Below are 22,113 nucleotides of genomic sequence, written 5' to 3'. Positions count from 1 at the left end.
CCTCTCTTCGCACCATGCTTCTGGCATGTAAAACACAGAAAATGCGCTCCAACCGCATTTAAAAACCAGCTGGAGAAAATCAGTGTGCGAAGGTGGCGGAATTGGTAGACGCGCTAGCTTCAGGTGTTAGTGTCCCACGGATGTGAGGGTTCGAGTCCCTCTCTTCGCACCATCATTCTGCAAAGGCCCGTTACGAGAGTAACGGGCCTTTTGTGTTTTCATGCCCCATGGCTATGCTGTTGAAGATGCTGCGCCACCACGGAGGTTTTCCCATGATCCTGGATACCGATATTCACAACTTCTATGAGCATCTGGTGCTCAAGGAGATAGAAAAACAGGGGTTGGCTCGAACATTGACCCCCTATCAGCTGGCAGACCTCTGCTGCCTGACACTCAACCAGCTTCCTTCCCACTACATCCGCCACGATGTCGACATGATCTACTTCACGACAGACGCCGAACGCAGCGAGATGGAGAAGAAGGTCATCGCCTCCCTGCGCCAGGCCTACGACAAGATCCAGGCCGTCCCCACTCGCCAGGCTTAATGCCAGCCCTGCTGCCAGAGCAGAGTGACGACCCCTGTCATTCCCGCAACCGGCAGCAGGATCAACACCGGTCTCAGCCTGGGTTCCAGCATGACCCAGGCAGCCAGCAAGAACCCCAGACTCCAGAACCCGTATTCCTTCTCCTGACCCCAGACCAGCACCGCCAGAAGGGCGGCCAAGAGCAGAGCGCGTGCTATCCAGTTCATTGGCATTAGTCCGAAAAACATTAATGATAACCATTATCATCTTTGGTGTCGCCATCTGCAATCGAACTTGCCTATGGATCTCCGGCTATCAAACGGTGTCGATTGAACAGTGAAAAATGCCGATTAGATCAACTATTTTGTGGGATTTTAAAATTTTAAAGCTGTTTTGCCGAATGAGCAGGGATTTTACACCTCCGCTTTATGGTAGATTGCGCCCTCTTTTGGTAAGCCTCTCGGGATCGACGCATCCGCAGGACGAGAGGGGCTGACCTTGGCGAGCAAGAGTTTAGGGAGCGTCTATGCAAAACCAACAACACCACATCCGATTGCCGGGCATGTCGCAAGTATTTGCCTGCCTGGCCATTTTCCTGGCCTTGGCCTTCTCCTTCACCAGCGTGCTGGATCTGCCAATCCAGCTGGCACTATTCATCGCCTGGTTCGTCATCATGGGACTCGGCATCAAGCTCGGCCACGATTACAAATCCCTGGAGCAGGCGGCAGTCGACGGCGTCGCCAAGGGGATGGGGGCCATCCTGATACTGATCTCCGTCGGTGCCCTGGTGGGCACCTGGATTGCTGGCGGTATCGTCCCCAGCATCATCTACTTCGGCCTCAAGGTGATACACCCCTCCATCTTCCTGCTGGCGACCCTGATCATCTGCTCTCTCACCTCGCTGGCCACCGGCACCTCCTGGGGTTCGGCGGCCACCGCCGGCATCGCCATGATGGGTATAGGCCACAGCCTGGGGGTACCCGCGCCGCTGGTAGCCGGTGCCGTGCTCTCCGGCGTCTACTTCGGTGACAAGCTCTCCCCGCTCTCCGACTCCGTGGTGCTGGCCTCAACCATGTCCAACGTCGACGTGATGGAACACATCAAGGGGATGCTGCCCATCAGCCTGTTCTCCTACGTCATCACCGCCGCCCTGTTCACCGTGGTCGGCATGCAGTACTCCGGCAACGTCAGCCTGGAGCAGGTCAATCTGGTGATGGACGCCCTCGACAAGCAGTTCAACATCACCCCCATGGCCATAGTGCCCGTGGTGCTGGTGCTTGGCCTGTTGGCCAACCGCAAGCCCGCCTTCCCGGTGATCAGCTTCGGCGCCTTGCTGGGTCTTGTCTGGGCCATCGTCTTCCAGGACATGGATCCGGTGAAGGCAATGCACTCCGCCTACAGCCCGTTTGCCATCACCTCCGGCGTCGATTTCATCGACAACATCCTGGGCCGTGGCGGCATGGAGTCCATGCTGGGTTCCGTGGCCGTCATCATCTTCGGCTTGGGCTTCGGCGGCCTGCTGGAGAAGGTCGGCATCCTGGAAGTGATCGCCAGCGCCTTCGAGAAGCGCATCAACAGCGCCGGCAGCCTGACCAGCCACACCATAGGCACCGCCTTCCTGGCCAACGTGTTCGGTTCCGCCATGTATGTATCGCTGATCCTGACCCCCAAGATCATGGCCAAGAACTACGACCGGCTAGGGCTTGCGCGCAAGAACCTCTCCCGCAACGCCGAGTTTGGCGGCACCCTCACCTGCGGCATGGTGCCCTGGAGCGACAACGGCATCTTCATGGCCGGGGTCCTCGGGGTAGCGACCCTCGACTACCTGCCCTACATGTGGCTCAGCTTCACCTGCATCATTGTGACCATCACCCTCGCCTATCTGGGCAAGGGAGTGAACCGTGTACCGGTCACAGAGGCGGTGACAGCCCGCTAATTTCCGTAAAAACAACGACAAAGGCGCCATCACGGCGCCTTTTATCTGGGTACGATTCGAGGTTAAGCTGGCACTCACCTTGATCGCACGTGGCAGGACGCCCAGATGAACTTCACCTTTCGCCAGATCCGCTATTTCGTGGCGGTGGCCGACAGCTTCTCGGTGAGCCGGGCAGCCGCCGAGCTGCACATCTCCCAGTCGGCGGTCACCAGCGCCATCCGCGAGCTGGAGACCGAGCTCGGCGCCGCCCTGTTCGAGCGCAATCCGCGCGGGGTCAGCCTCACTACCCAGGGTCACCAGTTTCTGCTGCACGCCCGTCGCATCCTCGGCGCCATGACCGAAGCCAGCCAGTCTCTCAAGGCGGTGGCCCAGCAGGATCAGGGGCGGCTCACCATAGGCGTGACCACGCTGGTGGCCGGCTACTACCTGTCGGAGGCACTCGGCCGCTTTCGCCGCGCCTTCCCGGCGGTGCAGATCGAGGTGAAGGAGGATGAGCAGCCCTATCTCGAACACCAGATCGTCAACGGCGAGGTGGATGTGGGGATCCTGATGACCAACCGCACCATCCGCCAGGAGGCGTTCGATACCGAGCTGCTGACCCGCTCGCCGCTGCGGGTCTGGCTCGCCGCCAACCACCCGCTCTGCGCCGAGTCTACCCTCTCCCTCAAGGCGCTCGGCGAGGAGCCCATGATCTCGCTGACCGCCGACCAGCTGGACCAGATCATCGGCGGCGGCCTGCGCCGCTACGGCATCTCGCCGCGCATCGTGCTGCGTACCGCCTCGGTGGAAGCGGTGCGCAGCCTGGTGGCGAGCCAGCTCGGGCTCGCCCTGCTGCCGGACTTTGCCTACCGCCCCTGGTCGCTGGAGCAGGAGCGGGTCGAGGCCCGCGCCATCAAGGAGCCCATCCCCGCCATCGACATCGGTCTGGTGTGGCGGCGCGGCTCGCGCCTTGACTGGGCCGCACGCGAGTTCATCGACATCGCCAGAGATCAGAGCCGGCTACGGGCCCGCCAGCACCTCCCCCGCTAGGACTGAGCCTGAACAGCCGTGACTCCGGCAAAAAAATCAGATTCATCCGCACTCGATATCGATTTTACAGATACCCAAGCCGTTAAAAATTGAAATTCTCATTGCTCCCGGCTTCTCCTACGCTCATGACTGGTTAACAGGATGTTAATGCTTACTGTGGCGCCGCCACGGTTGCCAATCATGCAAGGAGAGCAAGATGAAATTGACCCCTCTGACCCTGGCCCTGATCCCGGCGCTGCTGGCAAGCCAGGTCCAGGCTGCCCCCACCACCCTCGGCAAGGGTGAAGGCCAGCTCAACATCGTGGCCTGGGCCGGCTACGTGGAGCGCGGCGAGACCGACAAGAACTACGACTGGGTCACCGGCTTCGAGAAAGAGACCGGCTGCAAGGTCAACGTCAAGACGGCCGCCACCTCGGACGAGATGGTGGCGCTGATGAACGAGGGGGGCTTCGATCTGGTGACCGCCTCCGGCGACGCCAGCCTGCGCCTCATCGCCGGCGGCAAGGTGCAGGCACTCAACCTGGCGCTCATCCCGAGCTACGGCAAGATAGACCCCCGCCTGCAGAATGCCCCCTGGCACACGGTGGACGGCAAGCACTATGGCGTGCCCTACCAGTGGGGCGGCAACATCTTGATGTACAACACCAAGGTGTTCCCCAAGGCGCCCGACTCCTGGAACGTGGTGTTCGAGGAGCAGACCCTGCCGGACGGCAAGTCCAACAAGGGTCGGGTGCAGGCATTTGACGGCCCCATCCACATCGCCGATGCCGCCCTCTATCTGATGAGCCACCAGCCCGCGCTCGGCATCAAGGATCCCTATGAGCTGAACGAGGATCAGTACAAGGCCGCCCTCGACCTCCTGCGCCAGCAGCGCAAGCTGGTGGGACGCTACTGGCACGATGCCTTCGTCCAGATCGACGACTTCAAGAACGAGGGGGTAGTGGCCTCTGGCTCCTGGCCCTTCCAGGCCAATACCCTGATAGCCGACAAGCAGCCCATCGCCACTACCGTGCCCAAGGAAGGGGTCACCGGCTGGGCCGACACCAGCATGGTGCACAGCGAGGCCAAGAACCTCACCTGTGCCTACAAATGGCTGGAGCACTCCCTCAACAACAAGCTGCAGGGGGATCTCGCCTCCTGGTTCGGCTCCGTGCCCGTGGTGCCGGCCGCCTGCGAGGGCAATGCCCTGCTCGGGAAAGAGGGGTGCAAGACCAACGGCATCGACAACTTCGATCGGGTTCACTTCTGGCGTACCCCTGTCTCCCAGTGCAAGAGCCAGGGAACCTGCGTGCCGTATTACCGCTGGGTCTCGGACTATATCGCTATTCTGGGTGGCCGCTAAGACCGGATAACCAGATGGGGCCGGACAGGAGTCCGGCCCGCTTCCCACACAGACAAGGACGCCCCATGAATGCCGTACAATTTGACCGGGTCAGCCGCCACTATGGCGAGGTGAAGGCGGTCGACGACATCTCCTTCCAGATCCCGGCTGGCGAGTTTTTCACCCTGCTGGGGCCGAGCGGTTCTGGCAAGACCACCTGCCTGCGGATGATCGCGGGCTTCGAATACCCGAGCGAGGGGGAGATCCGGCTGTTCGGCGAGCCCTGCTCCACCGTGCCCCCCTACGATCGCAACCTCAATACCGTGTTTCAGGACTACGCCCTGTTTCCCAACATGGATGTGTGCGACAACATCGGCTATGGCCTGATGCTCAAGGGCGTCGCCAAGGCGGAGCGTTACCGCAAGGTGGACGAGATGCTGGAGCTGGTGCGCCTGCCCGGCGTCGGCAACCGCAAACCGGGCCAGCTCTCCGGCGGCCAGCGCCAGCGCATCGCCATCGCCCGGGCGCTGATCAACCAGCCGCGCATCCTGCTGCTGGACGAACCGCTCGGGGCACTCGACCTCAAGCTGCGCGAGCAGATGCAGCTCGAACTGAAAGCCTTGCAGCGCCAGCTTGGCATCACCTTCATCTTCGTCACCCACGATCAGCAGGAGGCGCTCTCCATGAGCGACCGGATCTGCATCTTCAATCAGGGCAAGATCGAGCAGATCGCCGCGCCGGATACCATCTACGACGCCCCCGCCACCCCCTTCGTCGCCCGCTTCGTCGGCACCGTCAACCTGTTCGAGGGGGAGCAGGCCCGCCGTCTGTGCGGCGATGCTCGCCAGATGATGGTGCGCCCTGAGCGGATCCGCCTCGCCGAGGCCGGCACGCCGGGCTGGTCAGGGGAGGTGCGTGAGGTGGAGTACCTCGGCCCCTTCGTGCGCTACCGGGTCGATCTCGGCGAGCAGCTCGAGCTTATCGTCAACCACCCCAACGAGGGCCAGGCCCGCCTGCCCCGTGGCGCCCGGGTCAGCCTCAGCTGGCCGGAGCAGGCGATCCATCGCCTGCACACCGCCCCTCAGGGAGCTCCACCATGAGTGCCCCCCACAGTGCGAGCCTTGCCATGAGCCAACCCACTGCCCCCCTCTCCTATCGGCCGCTGCGGCGCCTCTCCACCCTGCTCTACGGGCGGCCAGGCCTGCTGCTGGCCATCCTGCTGGGGCCACCGCTGCTCTGGCTCGGCATCATCTATGTCGGATCCCTGCTGATGCTGCTCTCCAACGCCTTTTTCGGACTGGACGAGTTCAGCGGCCAGATCCGCCACGAGCTGGGGCTGCAGAACTTCGTCGCCCTGCTACGGGCGGAGAACCTGGACGTGATCCTGCGCACCGTCGGCATGTCGCTGCTGGTGACCCTGGCCTGCGCCCTGCTCGGCTTTCCGGTGGCCTACTACATGGCGCGCTACACCAGCGGCAAGACCCGGGCCCTGTTCTACGTCGGCATCATGCTGCCGCTCTGGTCCAGCTATCTGGTGCGGGTCTACGCCTGGAAGCTGATCCTGGCCAAGGAGGGGGTCATCAGCTGGCTGGCAGATACTCTGGGACTGGACTGGCTGCTGGACGCCATCCTCTCGCTGCCGGTGATCGGCGGGCCGTCGCTGTCATTTTCGCGCATCGGCACCTTCATTGTGTTCGTCTACGTCTGGCTGCCCTTCATGATCCTGCCTATCCAGGCAGCGGTGGAGCGGATCCCGCGCTCCCTGCTGGAGGCGAGCGGCGATCTCGGCGCCACCCCGGCCCAGACCTTTCGCACCCTGATCCTGCCGCTGGCCCTGCCCGGCGTGGTGGCGGGCTCCATCTTCACCTTCTCCCTGACGCTGGGGGACTACATCATCCCCGGCATCATAGGCAACTCCACCATGTACATAGGTCAGGTGGTCTACATGCAGCAGGGCACGGCGGGCAACCTGCCCTTCGCCGCCGCCTTCTCGCTGGTGCCGATCCTCATCATCGCCATCTACCTGACCATCGCGAAACGCTTGGGGGCCTTCGATGCGCTCTAATACTTCCATGAAACGGGACCATGGCAGCCAGCCCTCCGGCCTGCTCAAGTACGCGGCCATCGGCGGCCTCTTGTTCCTGCACTTCCCGATCCTGTTCATCTTCCTCTACGCCTTCACCAGCGAGAGCAAGAGCTATCAGTTCCCACCGCCCGGGCTCACCCTCAAGTGGTTCGAGGTGACCCTCAACCGCCCCGACGTATGGCGCGCCATCCAGCTGTCGCTGGAAGTGGCCGGGCTCGCTACCCTGGTGGCCATGGTGCTCGGCACCCTGGCGGCGGGAGCCATCGCCCGCAGCCGCTTCTTCGGCCAGGAGGTGGTGTCGCTCTTGCTGGTGCTGCCCATCGCCCTGCCCGGCATCGTCACCGGCATCGCGCTGCGCTCAGCCTACGGGGTGATGGAGATCCCCTTCAGCTTCTGGACCATCGTCATCGGCCACGCCACCTTCTGCGTGGTGGTGGTCTACAACAATGCCCTGGCACGCTTTCGCCGCACCAACCAGAGCCTCATCGAGGCGTCGATGGATCTCGGTGCCGACGGCTTCCAGACCCTGCGCTACGTGATCCTGCCCAACCTCGCCACGGCGCTGCTGGCGGGGGGCATGCTGGCGTTTGCCCTCAGCTTTGACGAGGTGATCGTCACCACCTTCACCGCTGGCCAGCAGACCACGCTGCCGATCTGGATGTATCAGGAGCTGATCCGGCCACGGGACAGGCCGGTCACTAACGTGGTGGCGCTCATCATAGTGGCCTTCACCACCATTCCCATTCTGCTTGCCTACTACCTCACCCGCGACGGCCAGGACGTCGCCGGCAGTGGCAAATAACGACTCAACGCGTGCGCAAGGATGCAACCATGAAACTCTCTACCCAACTCTTGATCGACGGTCAGTTCGTCACCGGTGACGGCCAGGCCGAGCCCATCCTCAACCCGGCCACCGGGGAGCTCATAGCCTCCGTGCCAGAAGCCTCGTTCGAGCAGGTGAACCGGGCGGTGAACGGTGCCCAGCGCGCCTTCGCCCAGTGGAGCCGCACCACGCCAGCCCAGCGCAGTACCCTGCTGCTGCGCCTGGCCGATGCCATCGAGCGCCACGCCGAGGAGTTTGCGGCGCTCGAATCCCTCAACTGCGGCAAGCCCTATCTGGCGGTGCTCAATGACGAGCTGCCGGCGGTGGTGGACTGCTTCCGCTTCTTCGCCGGCGCCGCCCGCTGCCTGCAGGGGCCACTGGCGGGGGAGTATATCGAGGGGCACACCAGCATGATCCGCCGCGACCCCATCGGGGTGGTTGGCAGTATCGCCCCCTGGAACTATCCGCTGATGATGGCGGCCTGGAAGATGGCCCCCGTGCTCGCCGCCGGCAATACGGTGGTACTCAAACCCTCCGAGCAGACCCCGCTCACCGCCCTGCGCCTGGCGGAGCTCGCCAGCGAGCTCTTCCCGCGCGGCGTCATCAACATCGTCTGCGGCCGGGGCGAGAGCGTGGGGGCACCGCTGGTGGAGCACCCGCTGGTGCGCATGGTGTCGCTCACCGGTGACATCGCCACCGGCCAGAAGATCCTGCAGAGCGCCGCCCGCACCATGAAGCGCACCCATCTTGAGCTGGGGGGCAAGGCGCCGGTCATCATCTTTGACGATGCGGATCTGGAGGCCGTGGTGGCCGGCATTCGCACCTTCGGCTTCTACAACGCCGGCCAGGATTGCACCGCCGCCTGCCGCATCTATGCCCAGGGCAAGATCTACGACAAGTTTGTCGCCGCCATGACGGAGGCGGTCGCCTCCATCAAGGTGGGCGGTCCGCGTGAGGAGGGGGTGGAGATGGGGCCGCTCATCTCGGATCGGCAGCGCAACCGGGTGGCCAGCTTCGTGGAGCGGGCCCAGAGCAGCGGTCACGTGGAGGTGACGGCGGGGGGCAAGATCCGCCCCGGCAACGGCTTCTTCTTCGAGCCGACCCTGATCGCCCACGCCCGTCAGGAGGATGAAATCGTGCGCCGGGAGGTGTTCGGCCCGGTGGTGTCGGTGACCCGCTTCAGCGACGCCGAGCAGGTGGTGCAGTGGGCCAACGACTCCGACTACGGCCTCGCCAGCTCGGTCTGGACCCGGGATCTCGGCCTTGCCAGCAAGGTGGCCAGCCACCTGCAGTACGGCTGTACCTGGATCAACACCCACTTCATGCTCACCTCCGAGATGCCCCACGGCGGCATGAAGATGTCCGGCTACGGCAAGGATCTCTCCCTCTACGCGCTGGAGGACTACACGGTGCCGCGCCATATCATGGTCAAGCTCTAGGCTCCACTCCATCTCCCTGAAAACAAGATGGCCCCTTGGGGCCATCTTGTTTTGCATCAGGTCTGTGCATCTCTGCAGTGCACCAACGCAGCGTCATCATTCACCCGACCGCGACCCGCATCAACGTCATGACAACCGCCACAGCCAGTGGTGATCCAGAATCAGCAGACCAAACAGCAGCATCAGGTGATAGACGGAGAAACGGAAGGTGCGCATCGCTTGGCCGGGCCGATCCCCATACTTCAACAACCAGCCATGCCAGCAGAATCCGAGGTTCAACCCAAGGCTGCCGACCAGGTAGACAAGCCCCGACATACCGATCAGATAGGGCAGCAGACAGACCAGCGTCAGGATCAGCAGATAGAGCAGGATGGCGGTCTTGGTGAAATCGGTGCCGTGGGTGACGGGCAGCATGGGAATGTCGGCACCGGCATAGTCATCGCGCCGGTGGATGGCCAAAGACCAGAAATGGGGCGGCGTCCAGGTAAAGATGATCATCACCAGCAGCCAGGGCTCGGCCGAAAGCTGCCCCGTGATGCTGGTCCAGCCCAAGAGCGGTGGCATGGCTCCCGCCAATCCGCCGATGACGATATTCTGCGGCGTGGCCCGCTTCAGCAGCAGGGTATAGACGACCGCATAGCCGAACAGGCTGGCCAGGGTTAGCCAGGCAGTCAGGGGATTTACGCCCCAATGGAGCAGAACAAACCCCGACAGTGCCAGACAGATCGCGAAACTCATCGCCTGCCCCGGCGTGATCCGTCCCGTGGCGACCGGGCGCCAGCGCGTTCTGCGCATCCGGGCATCAATGCCGCTATCCAGAGAATGGTTCATGGCCGCCGCCCCGGCAGCGAGCAGCCCAATCCCCGCCAGGCCCAGTATCATCTCGTCCAGAGAGGCGCGTGTCGGCTCGGCCAGCAGCATGCCCACCCAGGCGGTCAGGAGCAGCAGGGCGACCACCTTTGGTTTGGTCAACTGGCAATAATCGCGCACCCGGCGGAGGGCAAAGCGCTGCGCCCGCCCTCTCCCATTCATGTCCGGCTCCTGACCATCCCAGGGGGTCGCAAGGGGTCGTGATGAGGCACAGAGAGCCTCCCGCGCGCCAGCACACAGCAAACCAGAAGGTGGGCTGCCACCAGATTGTGCGCAAGGGCGTTGGCCAACGGCAGGGCCAGATGGACGTTCGCCAATCCCAAGGCAATCTGCACGGTCAGCAGACCCAGCAACAACCAGCCAAACCCTCTCAAGGGGGGCCGCTGGCAGAGCAGCGCGAGGGCGAAAGCACCCACCAGCAAGGCCGTGGTCAGCGCTCCCAGGCGATGGGCGATGTGAATGGTCTGGCGCGCCTCCTTGCCCAGCACGCCGAACTCATAGCTGGCGTGCCCCAGAGGGAGATGAAAGGCTTGCGCCCAATTCAGCTCTGCCTGCCAGTTGCCCTGGCACAAGGGAAACTCCACACACGCCATGGCCGCATAGTTCGCCGACGTCCAGCCCCCCAGCGCGATCTGCAGCAGCAGCACGCCACAGGCCATGCTGCCAAGCCAGGAAACGCCCTGGTGTACGGGCGGGGGTGAAGGGAAACCTGCCAATTCGGCCCGATAGAGCCAAAGCAAGGTCAGGATGGCGAAGCCGCCCAGCAGATGAGTGGTCACCACCAGGGGATGCAGGGCCAGGGTCACCGTCCACATACCCAGTGCCGCTTGACCCGCAACCAGCACCAGCAAGATGAGCGAGAGGTGGCGCAGTCGGCCGCCTGCCCGCCAGCCCAAGCCGGACAGGAGCACAATCACGCCTCCCAGCACCCCGGCGAAGTAGCGATGCACCATCTCGCTGCGCGCCTTGTGAGGAACAAGCGGGCTGGCCGGATAGCGCTGTGCCGCCAGTTCCGCATGCTCGGCGCGGGGAATGGCAAGGGAACCATAGCAACCAGGCCAATCGGGGCAAGCCAACCCGGCATCCGTCAACCGGGTATAAGCACCGAGCGCGATGACCAGTACTGCCAGCGCAATGGCCACGGAGGCCAGCCTCTTGTGCATCTTCATATGCCGCCTCGTTGACCGTGCAGTAGCCAGAAGATGCGAGTCCCATGCCGGCTGCATCGTCACTGCACCCCACGCTGATACTTGAGCAGTTGCTGCAGATCCGACAGTACCGCCTTGCCAAGCAACGGCCAGGTCGTCGTGCTGCCGGGTACCTCGTAACGCAAGATGGCCAGCCCGCGGGCGTCCACCAGCAGTATATCCCCCTCCCTCATTTCACTGTTTGCCTCGTGAGGTGGCGTCAAGTGGACCAGCTCCAGCTTGTCCAGATTACGGCCAAGTGCGGCCTGGATACGTGCCATCAGCGCGGGGACCTGCCGGCATTGCCCCTCGCAGCGAGGGGTCACCAGATAGACCAGTCGCCATTGGTGCTGATGGGCAGGAAGCGGTTTCAACAGGTAGATCTCCTGGTGCAGCCAGTACCCCTTGCTGCGCGTGCCGGGTTCATACCAGCCCTGGTGAAGAGTCAGAGCCGCCAGCACCACAGGCAGCAGGATCACCGCAGCAAAGAGCGCTGGCACCCGCCAGCGTCGCCATCCGCTCATGGGGAGCACCTCCTCGTCAGCATGACCCCCCCTGACAGAACCACCAGCGCCAAGCCGAGCCATTGCACCGCATAGGCCCGGTGTTTTTCAGGAGGCATGACATTGTGCTGGTAGTGATAGAGGAATGGGGTTCGTCTTTGATACAACACGGCGTCTGCAAGCGGGGCTCCGATCGCCTGTCGCAGGGTCTCGACCCTGATGGATTGCAGCCGGTTCGGGTAGGGGCCTGGTTCTATGTTCTGTCCCAGCAGGAAGCCGCCGGGAGCCATGCGCAGAACACCTTCAAGGGTCATTGCGGCGGGAATGGCGGGATTGGGCAATTGCGACCTGTCGGATGGCGCAGGCACCCATCCCAGGTTGACCAGCAACTGTGAGGATCCCCCCTCTGTGCGTACCGGAATGAGCACGTCATAGCCAACCTCCCCGTTGACGATCTGGTTGTCCAGCAACCAGACATAAGGGCTGACCCACTCAGCTTTCCCTTGCAGAGGCTGGCCATCCAGTGACTCCGGGTGTTGCCAGTCGATCTGGGCCAATGTCCTTGGCCCGGCCTGCTGCATCTTTGCCATCTGCGCCAGCCAAGCCGTTTTTTCCATTCCGCGCTGCCACTGCCAGAACGCCAGCTTGCACAAACCGGCCGTCACCACCAGAGTGAACAACAAGACGAACCAGCGTCTGTGATGCCATGGTCGTCGCTTGTCTCGTGCAGCCGAATCGCGCATATCGAGGAGGATCCCAAGATGTTGATCAAGGTCGTTCTGGTACTCATGCTGCTGCTCATCATCGGTCAGCTGTTTCACGCCCTCTGGCTGATGCTCAGTGCAGGCAATACGCAAAAGATGTCGGTACCTCTGGGCCGGCGCGTCTTCTTCTCCCTGCTGGTGGTCATCATACTGCTGCTCTCTCTCGCGATGGGCTGGCTGGAGCCCAACCCGCGCCCCTACTGAGCACGGCATCAAAGCAGGTAGACAAAGACGAACAGACAAAGCCAGACCACATCGACGAAGTGCCAGTACCAGGCCGCAGCCTGGAAAGCAAAATGACGCTGTGGAGTGAAATGATCCCTCAGCATGATGCGCAGCCAGATGATGGTCAGGAAAAGGGTGCCCAGCAGCACGTGCAGTCCATGGAACCCGGTCAGAATGAAGAAGGTATTGCCATAGATGCCGGAATCCAGCCGCAGCCCGAGATCCCGATAGGCATGCAGATACTCATAGCCTTGAAACCACAGGAATGTCAGCCCGAGCACCACGGTTACCAGCAACATCCCCTTGAGCCGCATGCGTCTGCCGTTTTCCAGACTCATGTGTGCAAACAGTAGGGTCACGGAGGAGCCGAGCAGGATCAAGGTATTGATGAGGGGGATCCCCTGCCAGGGCATGGCCTGGGTCGTGGCCCCGCCGGGCGTCTTGAGCAGGGGCCAGTGAGCGGTGAAATCCGGCCACAGCAGCTGGCCCGTCATCACCCTGTGGCCCGCACCATCCAGCCAGGGCACCGCAAGCTGGCGTGCATAGAACAGCACTCCGAAAAAAGCCAGAAAGAACATCACTTCGGAGAAGATGAACCAGACCATGCCCTGCCTGAAGGATCTGTCCATCTGGGCGCTGTAGAGCCCGGTCATGGACTCCCGGATGATGTGACGGAACCAGCCAAACAACATGAATGCCAGCAGGGCGACACCGGCCATCATCAGATACCGGCCGAAACCGGTCTGCCCACTCGCCACTTCATTGACCAGATGCCCCGCCCCCAACGCCAGGAAAAACAGTGCAATGGCACCAATGATGGGCCAGCGACTCTGGTCCGGGACATAATAGGTCTGGTTCACCTTGGCCATGGTCATTTCCTCTGTGCGAGTGCCGGTGCAGGTACGGACTCCGTGATGTCATAGAGCGAGTAAGAAAGCGTGATGGTATTGATGCTGTCCGGTAGTGCCGGATCGATATAGAACTTGAGCGGCATCAGCTTGCTCTGCCCTGCCCTCAGCTCCTGGCGATTGAAACAGAAACACTCCACTTTCTTCAGATAGGCTGCGGCGGGACCGGGAGAGACCGATGGGACCGCCTGACCCACCATGGTCCGCTCCGTGGGATTGAACACCCGAAAGTTGACCATCTTCACCTCCCCCGGCCGCACCGACAGCCGAGCCGTCTCACCGCTGAACTCCCACGGCATCCGGGTATCCGCATGAGCAAGAAACTCGATCTGGATGCTCCGCTTGCTGTCGATCACCGCCCGCTCCGTACTGGCCGCTTGATCAGACGTCTTGCCATTGAGGCCGGTGATCCGGCAGAAGACGTCATAAAGCGGCACCAGCGCAAAGGCAAAACCAAACATGACGAGCACGACCAGAGCCAGTTTTCTGAGCAAGGGGGCATGACTGACCTGGGGCATATGACCTCCCTAACGCTCTTCCGACCGGATATCCGGCGGAGTCTGGAAACTGTGATAGGGAGGGGGAGAAGAGAGCGTCCATTCCAGCCCCTCGGCCCCCTCCCATACCCGATAGCTCGCCTTGGCTCCGCCTCTGATGCATTTGACCACGCCCCAGACAAACAGCAGTTGGGACAGGCCGAAGGCAAAGCCCCCCAGGCTGATCAGCATGTTGAAGTCGGCAAATTGCAGGGCGTAATCGGGAATGCGGCGAGGCATGCCCGCCAGCCCGACAAAATGCATGGGGAAAAACAGCACATTGACCGAGACGAGCGAACACCAGAAATGCCATTGGCCGAGCCGCTCGTCATACATGTGCCCCGTCCATTTCGGCAACCAGTAGTAGGCCGCAGCCAGGATCGAGAAGACGGCACCGGTCACCAGCACATAGTGGAAATGGGCCACTACGAAATAGGTGTCGTGATACTGAAAATCAGCCGGTGTCATGGCCAACATCAGCCCGGAGAAACCGCCAATGGTGAACAGAGTGATGAAGGCGATGGCAAACAGCATGGGGGTCTCGAATGTCAGAGAACCACGCCACATGGTGGCAAGCCAGTTGAACACCTTTACCCCTGTCGGCACCGCGATCAGCATGGTGGTGTACATGAAGAACAGCTCCGCCACCACGGGCAATCCGGTGGTGAACATGTGGTGAGCCCAGACCATGAAGGAGAGCAAGGCGATGCTGCTGGTGGCATAGACCATGGAGCGATAACCGAACAGCTTCTTGCGGGAGAAGGTCGGTATGATGCTGGAGACGATGCCGAAAGCCGGCAATATCATGATGTAGACTTCCGGGTGCCCGAAGAACCAGAAAATGTGCTGAAACAGGACAGGATCCCCCCCACCGGCCGCATCGAAGAAACTGGTCCCGAAATACTTGTCCGTCAGCACCATGGTCACCGCAGCCGCCAGCACCGGCATGACAGCGATGAGCAGAAACGCCGTGATGAGCCAGGTCCAGACAAACAGCGGCATCTGCATCCAGCCCATGCCCGGCGCCCGCAGGTTGAAGATGGTCACGATGACGTTGATGGCCCCCATGATGGAGGAGATCCCCATGATGTGAATGGCAAAGACAAACAGGGCCGTGCTGTTGCCGCTGTACTGGGTGGACAGGGGGGCATAGAAGGTCCAGCCAGAACTGGGGCCGCCTCCCTCCATAAACAGGCTCGACAGGAGGATGAGGAAAGCAAACGGCAGGATCCAGAAGCTCCAGTTGTTCATGCGGGGCAGCGCCATGTCAGGGGCCCCAATCATGATGGGGATCAGCCAGTTGGCGAGGCCGGTGAAGGCGGGCATGACGGCACCAAAGACCATGATGAGGCCGTGTACTGTGGTCATCTGGTTGAAAAACAGGGGTTCCACCAGTTGCAGTCCGGGCTGGAACAGTTCTGCCCGGATCACCATGGCCATGGCGCCACCGGTAAAGAACATGGTGAGGGCAAAGCACAGATAGAGGGTACCGATGTCCTTGTGATTGGTGGTGTAGAGCCAGCGCCTCAGACCGGCCGCTGGCTGGTGGACATGTTCGCTGTGCGGGGTATCCGTGATTCCATCACTCATGCCGACGCCTCACTTGTCCTTGTCCGGATTGGCCGGGTTGAGAAGGGACTGCACCTCGGCTGGCTGCACAAGGTCACCGGTCTTGTTATCCCAGGCATTGCGTTCATAGGTGATGACGGCGGCGAGTTCCTGTGCCGTCAACTGTTTGCCAAAAGGTTGCATCGCCGTACCACTCCGGCCATGCAACACCGTATCCAGATGCTGGGCACGATGCTCCGCCTGTGTGGTCACCTTGCTGCCATTGAGCGCCGGGAAGATGCCGGGCAATCCGGTACCCGCGGGCTGATGACAGGCCGCACAGTGGCCCAGATAGACTTTCTCCCCCAGCGCCATGGCTTGTGGCAACGTCATGGTCTCCGCTGCCTGCGCCTGTTGCTGTGCCTTGGCGGTTGCCTGCTCGTCTCCCTTTCTGGCAATCCACGTCTCGAACTCCTCTGCGGATTTGGCCACCACAACCACGGGCATGAAACCGTGATCCTTGCCGCACAGCTCGGCGCACTGCCCACGATAGGTGCCCGGCTTGTCGATCCGCGTCCAGGATTCGTTGATGTAGCCAGGATTGGCATCTTTTTTCACGGCGAAGGCGGGAACCCACCAGGAGTGGATGACATCGTCCGAGGTCATCAGGAAACGGATCTTCTTGCCGACCGGCAACACCAGAGGGTTATCCACCTCCAGCAGATAATTGCCGCCCTTGGGGGCATCACCCGAGATCTGCTGTTTGCTGGTCGCCAGCAGGGAATAAAACGCCACCGGATACTCGAGGTATTTGTAATGCCATTTCCATTGCGAGCCAGTGACGAGGACGGTGAGATCGGCCTTGGAGGTATCCTCCATCTTCAACAGGGTCGAGGTTGCCGGTGCCGCCATCGCGATCAGTATCAACACGGGGATGGCCGTCCACAGCAACTCGATGCGGGTGCTTTCGTGAAACTGGGCGGCTTTGGCACCGCGCGATTTTCGATGGTGCACGATGGACCAGAACATGATGCCGAAGACGAGCAGACCGATGACGCAACAGATATAGAAAATCGTCATATGCAGGTCATAGACCTGCTGACTGATGGCGGTCGCCCCGCGCGTCATGTTGAACCGGATCTCATTGGCAAAGGCGCTGCTGCTGATGAACCACATCATCATTCCGGCACCTGCCTGAGCTGCATCGTTTCTCACATTGCACTCCCTGTGCACGTTGGAGAAGATGGCCTGCGTTCAATACACCCAACGCTAACCATCTGAAAATAATGCATTTATTAAAATTCATTTCACATTCAAGTATTAGTCCATATTCAGAAAAAACCAAAATGCAGACAGCCTTGACCAGGCTCATCAGAGCAGTGGCAATGGGCAAAACGCGAGCAGGGAAGAGGGAGAAACGGGTCCCGGGGTGCCGCGCCTTGAACAGGGAGAGCTTCAGCCATGGTGAGTCGAATCGATGTGCAGAACCCGGGAGGGGCCATGGGGTCCTCCCGGGCTCCGTGGTTTTCTGCCGTGCCAGAGGCGGGGGTCAGCCCGCTGGTGCTTGCTGAGCCAGCAGTCTGGCCAGCAGGGAGCGCAATGCTTTTATCAGGGCGGGTTTGCCCGCGACGCCCTGTCGGGCAGCCAGCTCGGACCAGGGCGCATATTGCCAGATGGTGGCGATCAGCAACCGTCGTTCATCCTGACTCAACGCATCCAGCATCATCACTTGCCGGAGCAGCCAGCGTTGCAGTGTCCCCTGGCACAATTCGAATGGTTTGTGATGGTGGGCAAAGCAATCGAGTTCCCGATGCTCGAATTCATCCAGATCCGGAACATGAGTGACAGGTCCGCCCCTGAGGGATAGCCAGACCAGTTCGGTATCCAGCCTCTTGAGTTCACCCGCCAGCAGGGCCGGCAACTGGCTCATGAAACGCTGTCGCCATTGCGCCAGCTCGGCGTGATATTCCGATTGCAGCGGCATCAGCAGCAAAGCTGCATGACTGCCGCTGGCCGCATCGCGCTGCAGACCAAGACGTAGCACCTTCAATCCCGCCTTGAGCCAGAATGGCAGCAGATCTGGACTGGCGGAGAAGGCAGATCCCAGATAATCGACCCCTAATGCCCGATAATGTGATACCAGACTGTCTAGCAACCAAGACCCCAGCCCGAGACGATGAAGGGCAGGATGGATGGCGATGCGCATCACCCTGGCATAAGAGCGCTCCCCCGCCGTCACGAAACCGGCGTGGGCCAGCAGCGACTGGGGCAGCAGATGTCCACGAGGGCGCCTTCGTCCGGCCCAGATCGCATGTGCCAGATCAGGGGGTATATTGCCCTCCCGCGCGACCAGCGCCACCCCGAGCAACTCCTGTCCCTGCTCCATCAGATGAATGTCGAGATCCGGCCCCTCCAGCAAATACCGCAGATCACTGGGGCTGGTCTGGTAGTGAGCCAGCACGAGCAGGCCGAACACCCGATTGAGCAGCGCGTCATCACGGGCCAGCTCATCTTGTCCGACCTGGCGCCAGGTCGGTGATGTCGGGGGATGAGGTGCCGATATGTCGGCATTCAGACCAAGGAGCCGGAAGATCAGAGGCTCCAGCGGATCGCTCAGGCTCCAGCGAATGGGCTCCACCAGGCGCAGCTCCTGCCAATCCGGGGTTTGCTCATCGAGTACCCTCTTGAAGCGCAGATGAAAGCCGCGCCCCGTCCCCTCATAGCCGTGCTCCGTTGTAGCGAAGACAATGCGACTGTGACGGGCCAGCATGGCCTCCAGCAGTGGGGTCGGGATTGCGGCGGCCTCATCTACCAGCAGCAGATCCGCCAGTACGTCTCCTTGAGCCACCCGATCAGGGGACACATAGCTCAGACCGGCCAGCCGCTCAGGCATCTCTGCCAGCGCGCGCTCTGCATGGGCAAAAAGTGTCGCCACTGTAGCGTGGGAAGGGGCAGTCACCGCTATCGTCAAGGCCGGATCCCGACTCAGCAAGTCGGCGCTCGCCAGCCCCAGCACGGCGCTCTTGCCACGACCGCGATCGGCGCTCAGCACCAGGGGGCGACGGCGATGGCCGTGCAACACGTTCTGGATGGCGGGCAGCGCACGGGCCTGATCCGCGCTCAGCGGCCGGTCCCCGTCGAGAGGCTGCCAGGTAATATCACAAGAGGCAGGCGTCAGATCTCGCGCCGGATCTTCTTCCAGCAGCCGTACCAGACGGGAGATGAACCCCTGCCCGGCACGATCGACCTCCTCTGGCTGGGCGACCAGCCTCTGACGATCAGGGTCTGGGTAGGTCGGCCATACCTCACGCGGCGGGGTCAGCAGAAGCAAGAGCCCCCCAGCCCTCAATGTCCCCGCCAAGGCACCGAATGCATCGGGATGAAAACCGCTGAAGGCATTGAATACCAGGGTGTCACACTCCTGACCGAGCCGTTGAAGCGCCTTGGCGGCAGGCTGCGGAGCATGACGCTCAGGACCCTGCCCCAGCCAGAACACGGCCCCCCACAGCAAGGATTCGGCACGAACGATGCAGTCATCCTCCTCCCCTTCCAGCCAGATCAGACGCCGCTCGCCGGCATGAGCGATAGCGTGGTGCAAGGCGAGCAGCTCGGCTGACATCATGGAGCGGGGCTGGCGTCTGGCTTCACGCGGGGTTCAAACATGCGCTCCCCCATCTGGTCGATGAAGGTATGGGCCTTTTGCACCATGAAGCGCTCGGCATCCGCCGGGCTGGCAAAGAGATCGGAGCGGATGAAGCGATGGGTCTGTAATTGCCCGTCGATCTCCCTGGTGATGCGACCGGCCAGCCTGTATTGCCCCCCTTCCGCCATGGGCTCGGGATAGATGAGATAACCCATGTATTCGATGGGCTCAACCTCGGGGCTCTGGGCGATCTCTCCCTTGAACAGGGCATTGAATAGTTTTTTGAACATGTTCGCATCCTCTCTGATGAAGGCATTCTCCCCAAGGGTGGAATCACTGGCAAGCACGGGATCTTATTACCATTCGTTCTTTGCACTACGAACCATTCTCATTTAGATTTCATCTCATTCCAGCATGAGGTCCAGATTATGTACGTGTGTTTGTGCCGCGGCATCACAGATAACCAGATCCGCAAGGCGGTACAGGCAGGCAAGACCGAATTCCGACAGTTGAAACAGTCGCTGGAAGTCGGTACCCAATGTGGTAAATGTGTGCGTATGGCGATGGAGATCATCGCTACCGAAATCGACAAGATGGAGTCAAAGCAGGCACCGCTCTATTACGAAGTGGCGTAAAATAGCCGACTTCTCGTCTCATCTCTCCTTCTGCCCTCCAGGGGACGATTTTCCCCATCACGTTATGGTCATGTTTCTGGACTAAGCTCTAGTGATCGTTGCCTAGGCTCGAACACGAGGAGTAATGTCGATGAAAGGAGATCCCAAAATCATTGCCCACCTCAACAAGGTGCTGGCCAATGAGCTGGTTGCCATCAACCAATACTTCCTGCATGCCCGCATCTATGATGACTGGGGCCTCAAGGGGCTGGGGCACAAGGAGTATCACGAATCCATCGATGAGATGAAACATGCCGACGAGCTGGTCAAGCGGGTGCTGTTTCTGGAAGGGCTGCCCAACTTGCAGGATCTGGGCAAGCTGCGCATCGGTGAGACGGTGGAAGAGATGCTGCGCTGTGACTTGTCTCTGGAGATGGACGCCATCCCCGACCTGAAAGTCGCCATCACCTATGCAGAGTCCGTGCAGGACTACGTCAGCCGCGACCTATTTCAGGAGATCCTGGAAGATGAAGAGGATCATGTGGACTGGCTAGAAACCCAGCTCGATCTCATCGCCCGTATCGGTCTGGAAAACTACCAGCAATCCCAGCTCCATGCCGAGTCATCCTGAATCGCGATGACATTAATAGACAATCCCAACCCGCCCAGGCGGGTTTTTTCATGGCACCAGCGGCAGAGATCTTGCCCAACGAAACAGTAGCCAACCTGGCGGCTGACAAGGCAGGCCAAAGGCTGTCAGGATGGCAGGCGCCGGATTGAACCACCTCAGGGATCACAGTTACGATGCATGGGGCAGCGGCAGGCGCCGCTTTCGATTAGGATACGACCCCATTCCCATCATTTTGCTACGGATGACCTCCATGGAACTGATTGCACGCGAGATGGCGCCCCACAAACGGGTTGCCCTGGTGGCTCACGACAACATGAAAGCCCCTCTACTGAACTGGGTGCTGCGCCGCAAGGAGGAGCTCAAGCTCCACCACCTCTATGCGACCGGCACCACGGGCACCCTGCTCGGCAAGAAGGCGCAGCTGCCCATTACCTGCCTCTTCTCCGGCCCCATGGGGGGGGATCAACAGCTCGGCGCCCTCATCGCCGAAGGGAAGATAGACGTGATGATCTTCTTCTGGGATCCCCTCAATCCCGCCGCCCACGATCCTGACGTCAAGGCCCTGCTGCGCCTCGCGGCCGTCTGGAACATCCCGGTCGCCACCAACGAGGCGACGGCGGACTTCATCATGGACAGCCCGCACATGCAGCAGGCATTCAGCGTCCAGGTGCCCGACTACGCCGGCTACCTCAAGGCCAGAACCGAATAAGCAACGCCAGACAGCAAAGAGCCGGAACAGATGTCCGGCTCTTTTCTTTCATGGGGGGAGAAGGTCAGCGCTGGAGGCTTTTCTGCGCGAATTTGGGCCTGGCATTCATGATCTGCTCCACCTGCTCGTCGCTCATCTTGCCCCGCGACAGTCCCAGAACCTTGTAGGTCAGCAGAGGGCGAGCCGGCAGGGCGATCATCAGGGCGCGGATCTGGTTCTCGTCCTCCTTCTCTCGCGCCGGCTTGCCGTAGGCGTAGGTGAGCACGCCGGCATCCATCAGGTTTTTGACGGCGGGTTCGGTGATCGGCAGGTTTATGACGCTTTTCCGTTGCAGTACGAACTCCCGCAGCACCGCCTTCTCGTTGAAGTCGAGGAAGCCAATCATCTGGGCCAGCTGATCCTGCTGGCGGCGGGACTGCCACTCGTCACAGGCCCACTCCCAGGCGATCAGGAAGCCCTGACTGCAGAAATAGGAGATGGCGATCAACATGCCGACTCCAAGCCAGGCCGCATGAGCCGTGGCCCACTGGCTCACGGCACCTTTCATCAATCCGGCCGGAAACAGCAGGATGATGCTGCAGCAGAGCAGCAGCCAGACCATCAGCCAGTTGAGGCGATTAAGCTGGTAAAAATGTTGGATCCACCGTTTCATCGTTCACCCTTCCCAAGTCAATGTGGACAGTAGCCAATTCATAGCAATCGCTGTGCCAGCACAAGGATCCCCGTAAAAAGATCAGGATCCCGGACGGGAGAGTCGAGGGTTGTCACATCCTTTTACAACTTGTCGCGCGGATCATCCCCTGTTGGCCTTGCGCCT

24 protein-coding genes and 1 tRNA gene are annotated in these 22,113 nt (G+C 61.2%); 13 read left to right on the top strand and 12 right to left on the bottom strand.

The features are described 5' to 3' along the window. Window positions 1-86 precede the first annotated feature (86 nt). A tRNA-Leu gene (locus BN1120_RS06060) sits at window positions 87-172 on the top strand. A 100-nt stretch (window positions 173-272) separates the two neighbouring features. After that, a complete protein-coding gene (locus tag BN1120_RS06055) occupies window positions 273-545 on the top strand; it encodes a late competence development ComFB family protein (protein ID WP_029314828.1) in 273 nt (90 codons plus the stop codon). Here the strand turns inward: BN1120_RS06055 and BN1120_RS06050 are convergent. After that, the gene (locus BN1120_RS06050; protein ID WP_010675758.1) at window positions 542-751 is read right to left on the bottom strand and encodes a hypothetical protein; all 210 of its coding nucleotides are present in this window, start codon (window positions 749-751) and stop codon (window positions 542-544) included. The genes BN1120_RS06055 and BN1120_RS06050 overlap by 4 nt on opposite strands. 299 nt (window positions 752-1,050) lie before the next feature. Here BN1120_RS06050 and nhaC point away from each other — a divergent pair, with 299 nt between their 5' ends. From nhaC to BN1120_RS06015, 7 genes are all read left to right on the top strand, one after another. Continuing rightward, window positions 1,051-2,460 carry a Na+/H+ antiporter NhaC gene (gene nhaC, locus BN1120_RS06045; protein ID WP_010675759.1) on the top strand — a complete coding sequence of 470 codons (1,410 nt, stop codon included), beginning with the start codon at window positions 1,051-1,053 and terminating at the stop codon, window positions 2,458-2,460. 105 nt (window positions 2,461-2,565) lie between these two features. Continuing rightward, window positions 2,566-3,489, top strand: a complete 924-nt coding sequence (locus tag BN1120_RS06040) for a LysR family transcriptional regulator (RefSeq protein WP_042015167.1) — start codon at window positions 2,566-2,568, stop codon at window positions 3,487-3,489. A 196-nt stretch (window positions 3,490-3,685) separates the two neighbouring features. Continuing rightward, complete coding sequence (locus tag BN1120_RS06035) at window positions 3,686-4,831, top strand: ABC transporter substrate-binding protein (protein WP_039039701.1); 1,146 nt, start codon at window positions 3,686-3,688, stop codon at window positions 4,829-4,831. Window positions 4,832-4,896: 65 nt separating this feature from the next. Then, window positions 4,897-5,910, top strand: coding sequence for an ABC transporter ATP-binding protein (locus tag BN1120_RS06030; RefSeq protein ID WP_042015165.1), 1,014 nt, complete (start codon window positions 4,897-4,899; stop codon window positions 5,908-5,910). Further along, on the top strand, window positions 5,907-6,875 hold the full coding sequence (locus BN1120_RS06025; RefSeq protein WP_024944801.1) for an ABC transporter permease: 969 nt from the start codon (window positions 5,907-5,909) through the stop codon (window positions 6,873-6,875). Before BN1120_RS06030 ends, BN1120_RS06025 begins: the two co-directional genes overlap by 4 nt. Window positions 6,876-6,882: 7 nt before the next feature. Then, on the top strand, window positions 6,883-7,698 hold the full coding sequence (locus BN1120_RS06020; RefSeq protein WP_010636002.1) for an ABC transporter permease: 816 nt from the start codon (window positions 6,883-6,885) through the stop codon (window positions 7,696-7,698). Between the two features lie 29 nt (window positions 7,699-7,727). Next, window positions 7,728-9,158, top strand: a complete 1,431-nt coding sequence (locus BN1120_RS06015; RefSeq protein ID WP_042015162.1) for a gamma-aminobutyraldehyde dehydrogenase — start codon at window positions 7,728-7,730, stop codon at window positions 9,156-9,158. A gap of 126 nt (window positions 9,159-9,284) precedes the next feature. On the opposite strand, the gene cyoE is transcribed toward BN1120_RS06015, so the two are convergent. From cyoE to BN1120_RS05995, 4 genes are read right to left on the bottom strand one after another with little or no spacing between them, the layout of a single operon-like run. After that, window positions 9,285-10,190, bottom strand: coding sequence for a heme o synthase (gene cyoE / locus BN1120_RS06010; RefSeq protein WP_042015160.1), 906 nt, complete (start codon window positions 10,188-10,190; stop codon window positions 9,285-9,287). After that, window positions 10,187-11,197 (bottom strand): COX15/CtaA family protein, encoded by a 1,011-nt coding sequence (locus BN1120_RS06005; protein ID WP_042015158.1) that lies wholly within the window; start codon window positions 11,195-11,197, stop codon window positions 10,187-10,189. Before BN1120_RS06005 ends, cyoE begins: the two co-directional genes overlap by 4 nt. Before the next feature lie 59 nt (window positions 11,198-11,256). Further along, window positions 11,257-11,739, bottom strand: a complete 483-nt coding sequence (locus BN1120_RS06000; RefSeq protein WP_042015156.1) for a hypothetical protein — start codon at window positions 11,737-11,739, stop codon at window positions 11,257-11,259. Continuing rightward, window positions 11,736-12,539: an SURF1 family protein gene (locus BN1120_RS05995; protein WP_233768093.1), complete on the bottom strand. Its 804-nt coding sequence runs from the start codon at window positions 12,537-12,539 to the stop codon at window positions 11,736-11,738. The genes BN1120_RS06000 and BN1120_RS05995 overlap by 4 nt, the downstream gene beginning before the upstream one ends. Here BN1120_RS05995 and BN1120_RS05990 point away from each other — a divergent pair. Next, window positions 12,507-12,686 (top strand): DUF2909 family protein, encoded by a 180-nt coding sequence (locus BN1120_RS05990; protein WP_231563079.1) that lies wholly within the window; start codon window positions 12,507-12,509, stop codon window positions 12,684-12,686. The two genes, BN1120_RS05995 and BN1120_RS05990, sit on opposite strands and share 33 nt — an antisense overlap. Window positions 12,687-12,694: 8 nt before the next feature. Here the strand turns inward: BN1120_RS05990 and BN1120_RS05985 are convergent, their stop codons facing one another. The 6 genes from BN1120_RS05985 to BN1120_RS05960 form a co-directional block, all read right to left on the bottom strand. Next, window positions 12,695-13,576 (bottom strand): cytochrome c oxidase subunit 3, encoded by an 882-nt coding sequence (locus BN1120_RS05985; protein ID WP_039039710.1) that lies wholly within the window; start codon window positions 13,574-13,576, stop codon window positions 12,695-12,697. 2 nt (window positions 13,577-13,578) lie between these two features. After that, the gene (locus BN1120_RS05980) at window positions 13,579-14,133 is read right to left on the bottom strand and encodes a cytochrome c oxidase assembly protein (RefSeq protein WP_042015154.1); all 555 of its coding nucleotides are present in this window, start codon (window positions 14,131-14,133) and stop codon (window positions 13,579-13,581) included. Window positions 14,134-14,142: 9 nt separating this feature from the next. Further along, complete coding sequence (ctaD, locus tag BN1120_RS05975; protein WP_042015151.1) at window positions 14,143-15,741, bottom strand: cytochrome c oxidase subunit I; 1,599 nt, start codon at window positions 15,739-15,741, stop codon at window positions 14,143-14,145. 9 nt (window positions 15,742-15,750) lie between these two features. Beyond that, the gene (coxB, locus tag BN1120_RS05970; protein WP_231959412.1) at window positions 15,751-16,881 is read right to left on the bottom strand and encodes a cytochrome c oxidase subunit II; all 1,131 of its coding nucleotides are present in this window, start codon (window positions 16,879-16,881) and stop codon (window positions 15,751-15,753) included. 367 nt (window positions 16,882-17,248) lie between these two features. Then, window positions 17,249-19,321 carry a tRNA(Met) cytidine acetyltransferase TmcA gene (locus BN1120_RS05965; protein ID WP_042015148.1) on the bottom strand — a complete coding sequence of 691 codons (2,073 nt, stop codon included), beginning with the start codon at window positions 19,319-19,321 and terminating at the stop codon, window positions 17,249-17,251. Next, complete coding sequence (locus tag BN1120_RS05960) at window positions 19,318-19,632, bottom strand: HlyU family transcriptional regulator (RefSeq protein WP_029314830.1); 315 nt, start codon at window positions 19,630-19,632, stop codon at window positions 19,318-19,320. Before BN1120_RS05960 ends, BN1120_RS05965 begins: the two co-directional genes overlap by 4 nt. A 138-nt stretch (window positions 19,633-19,770) precedes the next feature. Here BN1120_RS05960 and BN1120_RS05955 point away from each other — a divergent pair, with 138 nt between their 5' ends. The 3 genes from BN1120_RS05955 (at window position 19,771) to BN1120_RS05945 (ending at window position 21,296) form a co-directional block, all read left to right on the top strand. Continuing rightward, the gene (locus BN1120_RS05955) at window positions 19,771-19,977 is read left to right on the top strand and encodes a bacterioferritin-associated ferredoxin (RefSeq protein WP_042015146.1); all 207 of its coding nucleotides are present in this window, start codon (window positions 19,771-19,773) and stop codon (window positions 19,975-19,977) included. A 130-nt stretch (window positions 19,978-20,107) separates the two neighbouring features. Beyond that, entirely contained in the window at window positions 20,108-20,587 is a 480-nt protein-coding gene (bfr, locus tag BN1120_RS05950; protein WP_042015144.1) for a bacterioferritin, read from the top strand. Window positions 20,588-20,837: 250 nt separating this feature from the next. Then, window positions 20,838-21,296 (top strand): methylglyoxal synthase, encoded by a 459-nt coding sequence (locus tag BN1120_RS05945; RefSeq protein ID WP_041211864.1) that lies wholly within the window; start codon window positions 20,838-20,840, stop codon window positions 21,294-21,296. Window positions 21,297-21,360: 64 nt separating this feature from the next. On the opposite strand, the gene BN1120_RS05940 is transcribed toward BN1120_RS05945, so the two are convergent. Further along, window positions 21,361-21,948: a superinfection exclusion B family protein gene (locus BN1120_RS05940; RefSeq protein ID WP_041213974.1), complete on the bottom strand. Its 588-nt coding sequence runs from the start codon at window positions 21,946-21,948 to the stop codon at window positions 21,361-21,363. Window positions 21,949-22,113: the final 165 nt, after the last annotated feature.

This window comes from Aeromonas caviae, assembly GCF_000819785.1.
GTDB lineage: Bacteria > Pseudomonadota > Gammaproteobacteria > Enterobacterales > Aeromonadaceae > Aeromonas > Aeromonas caviae.
Note: the sequence above shows the minus strand (reverse complement) of the source record. Positions and strands in the feature narration are given on the sequence as shown.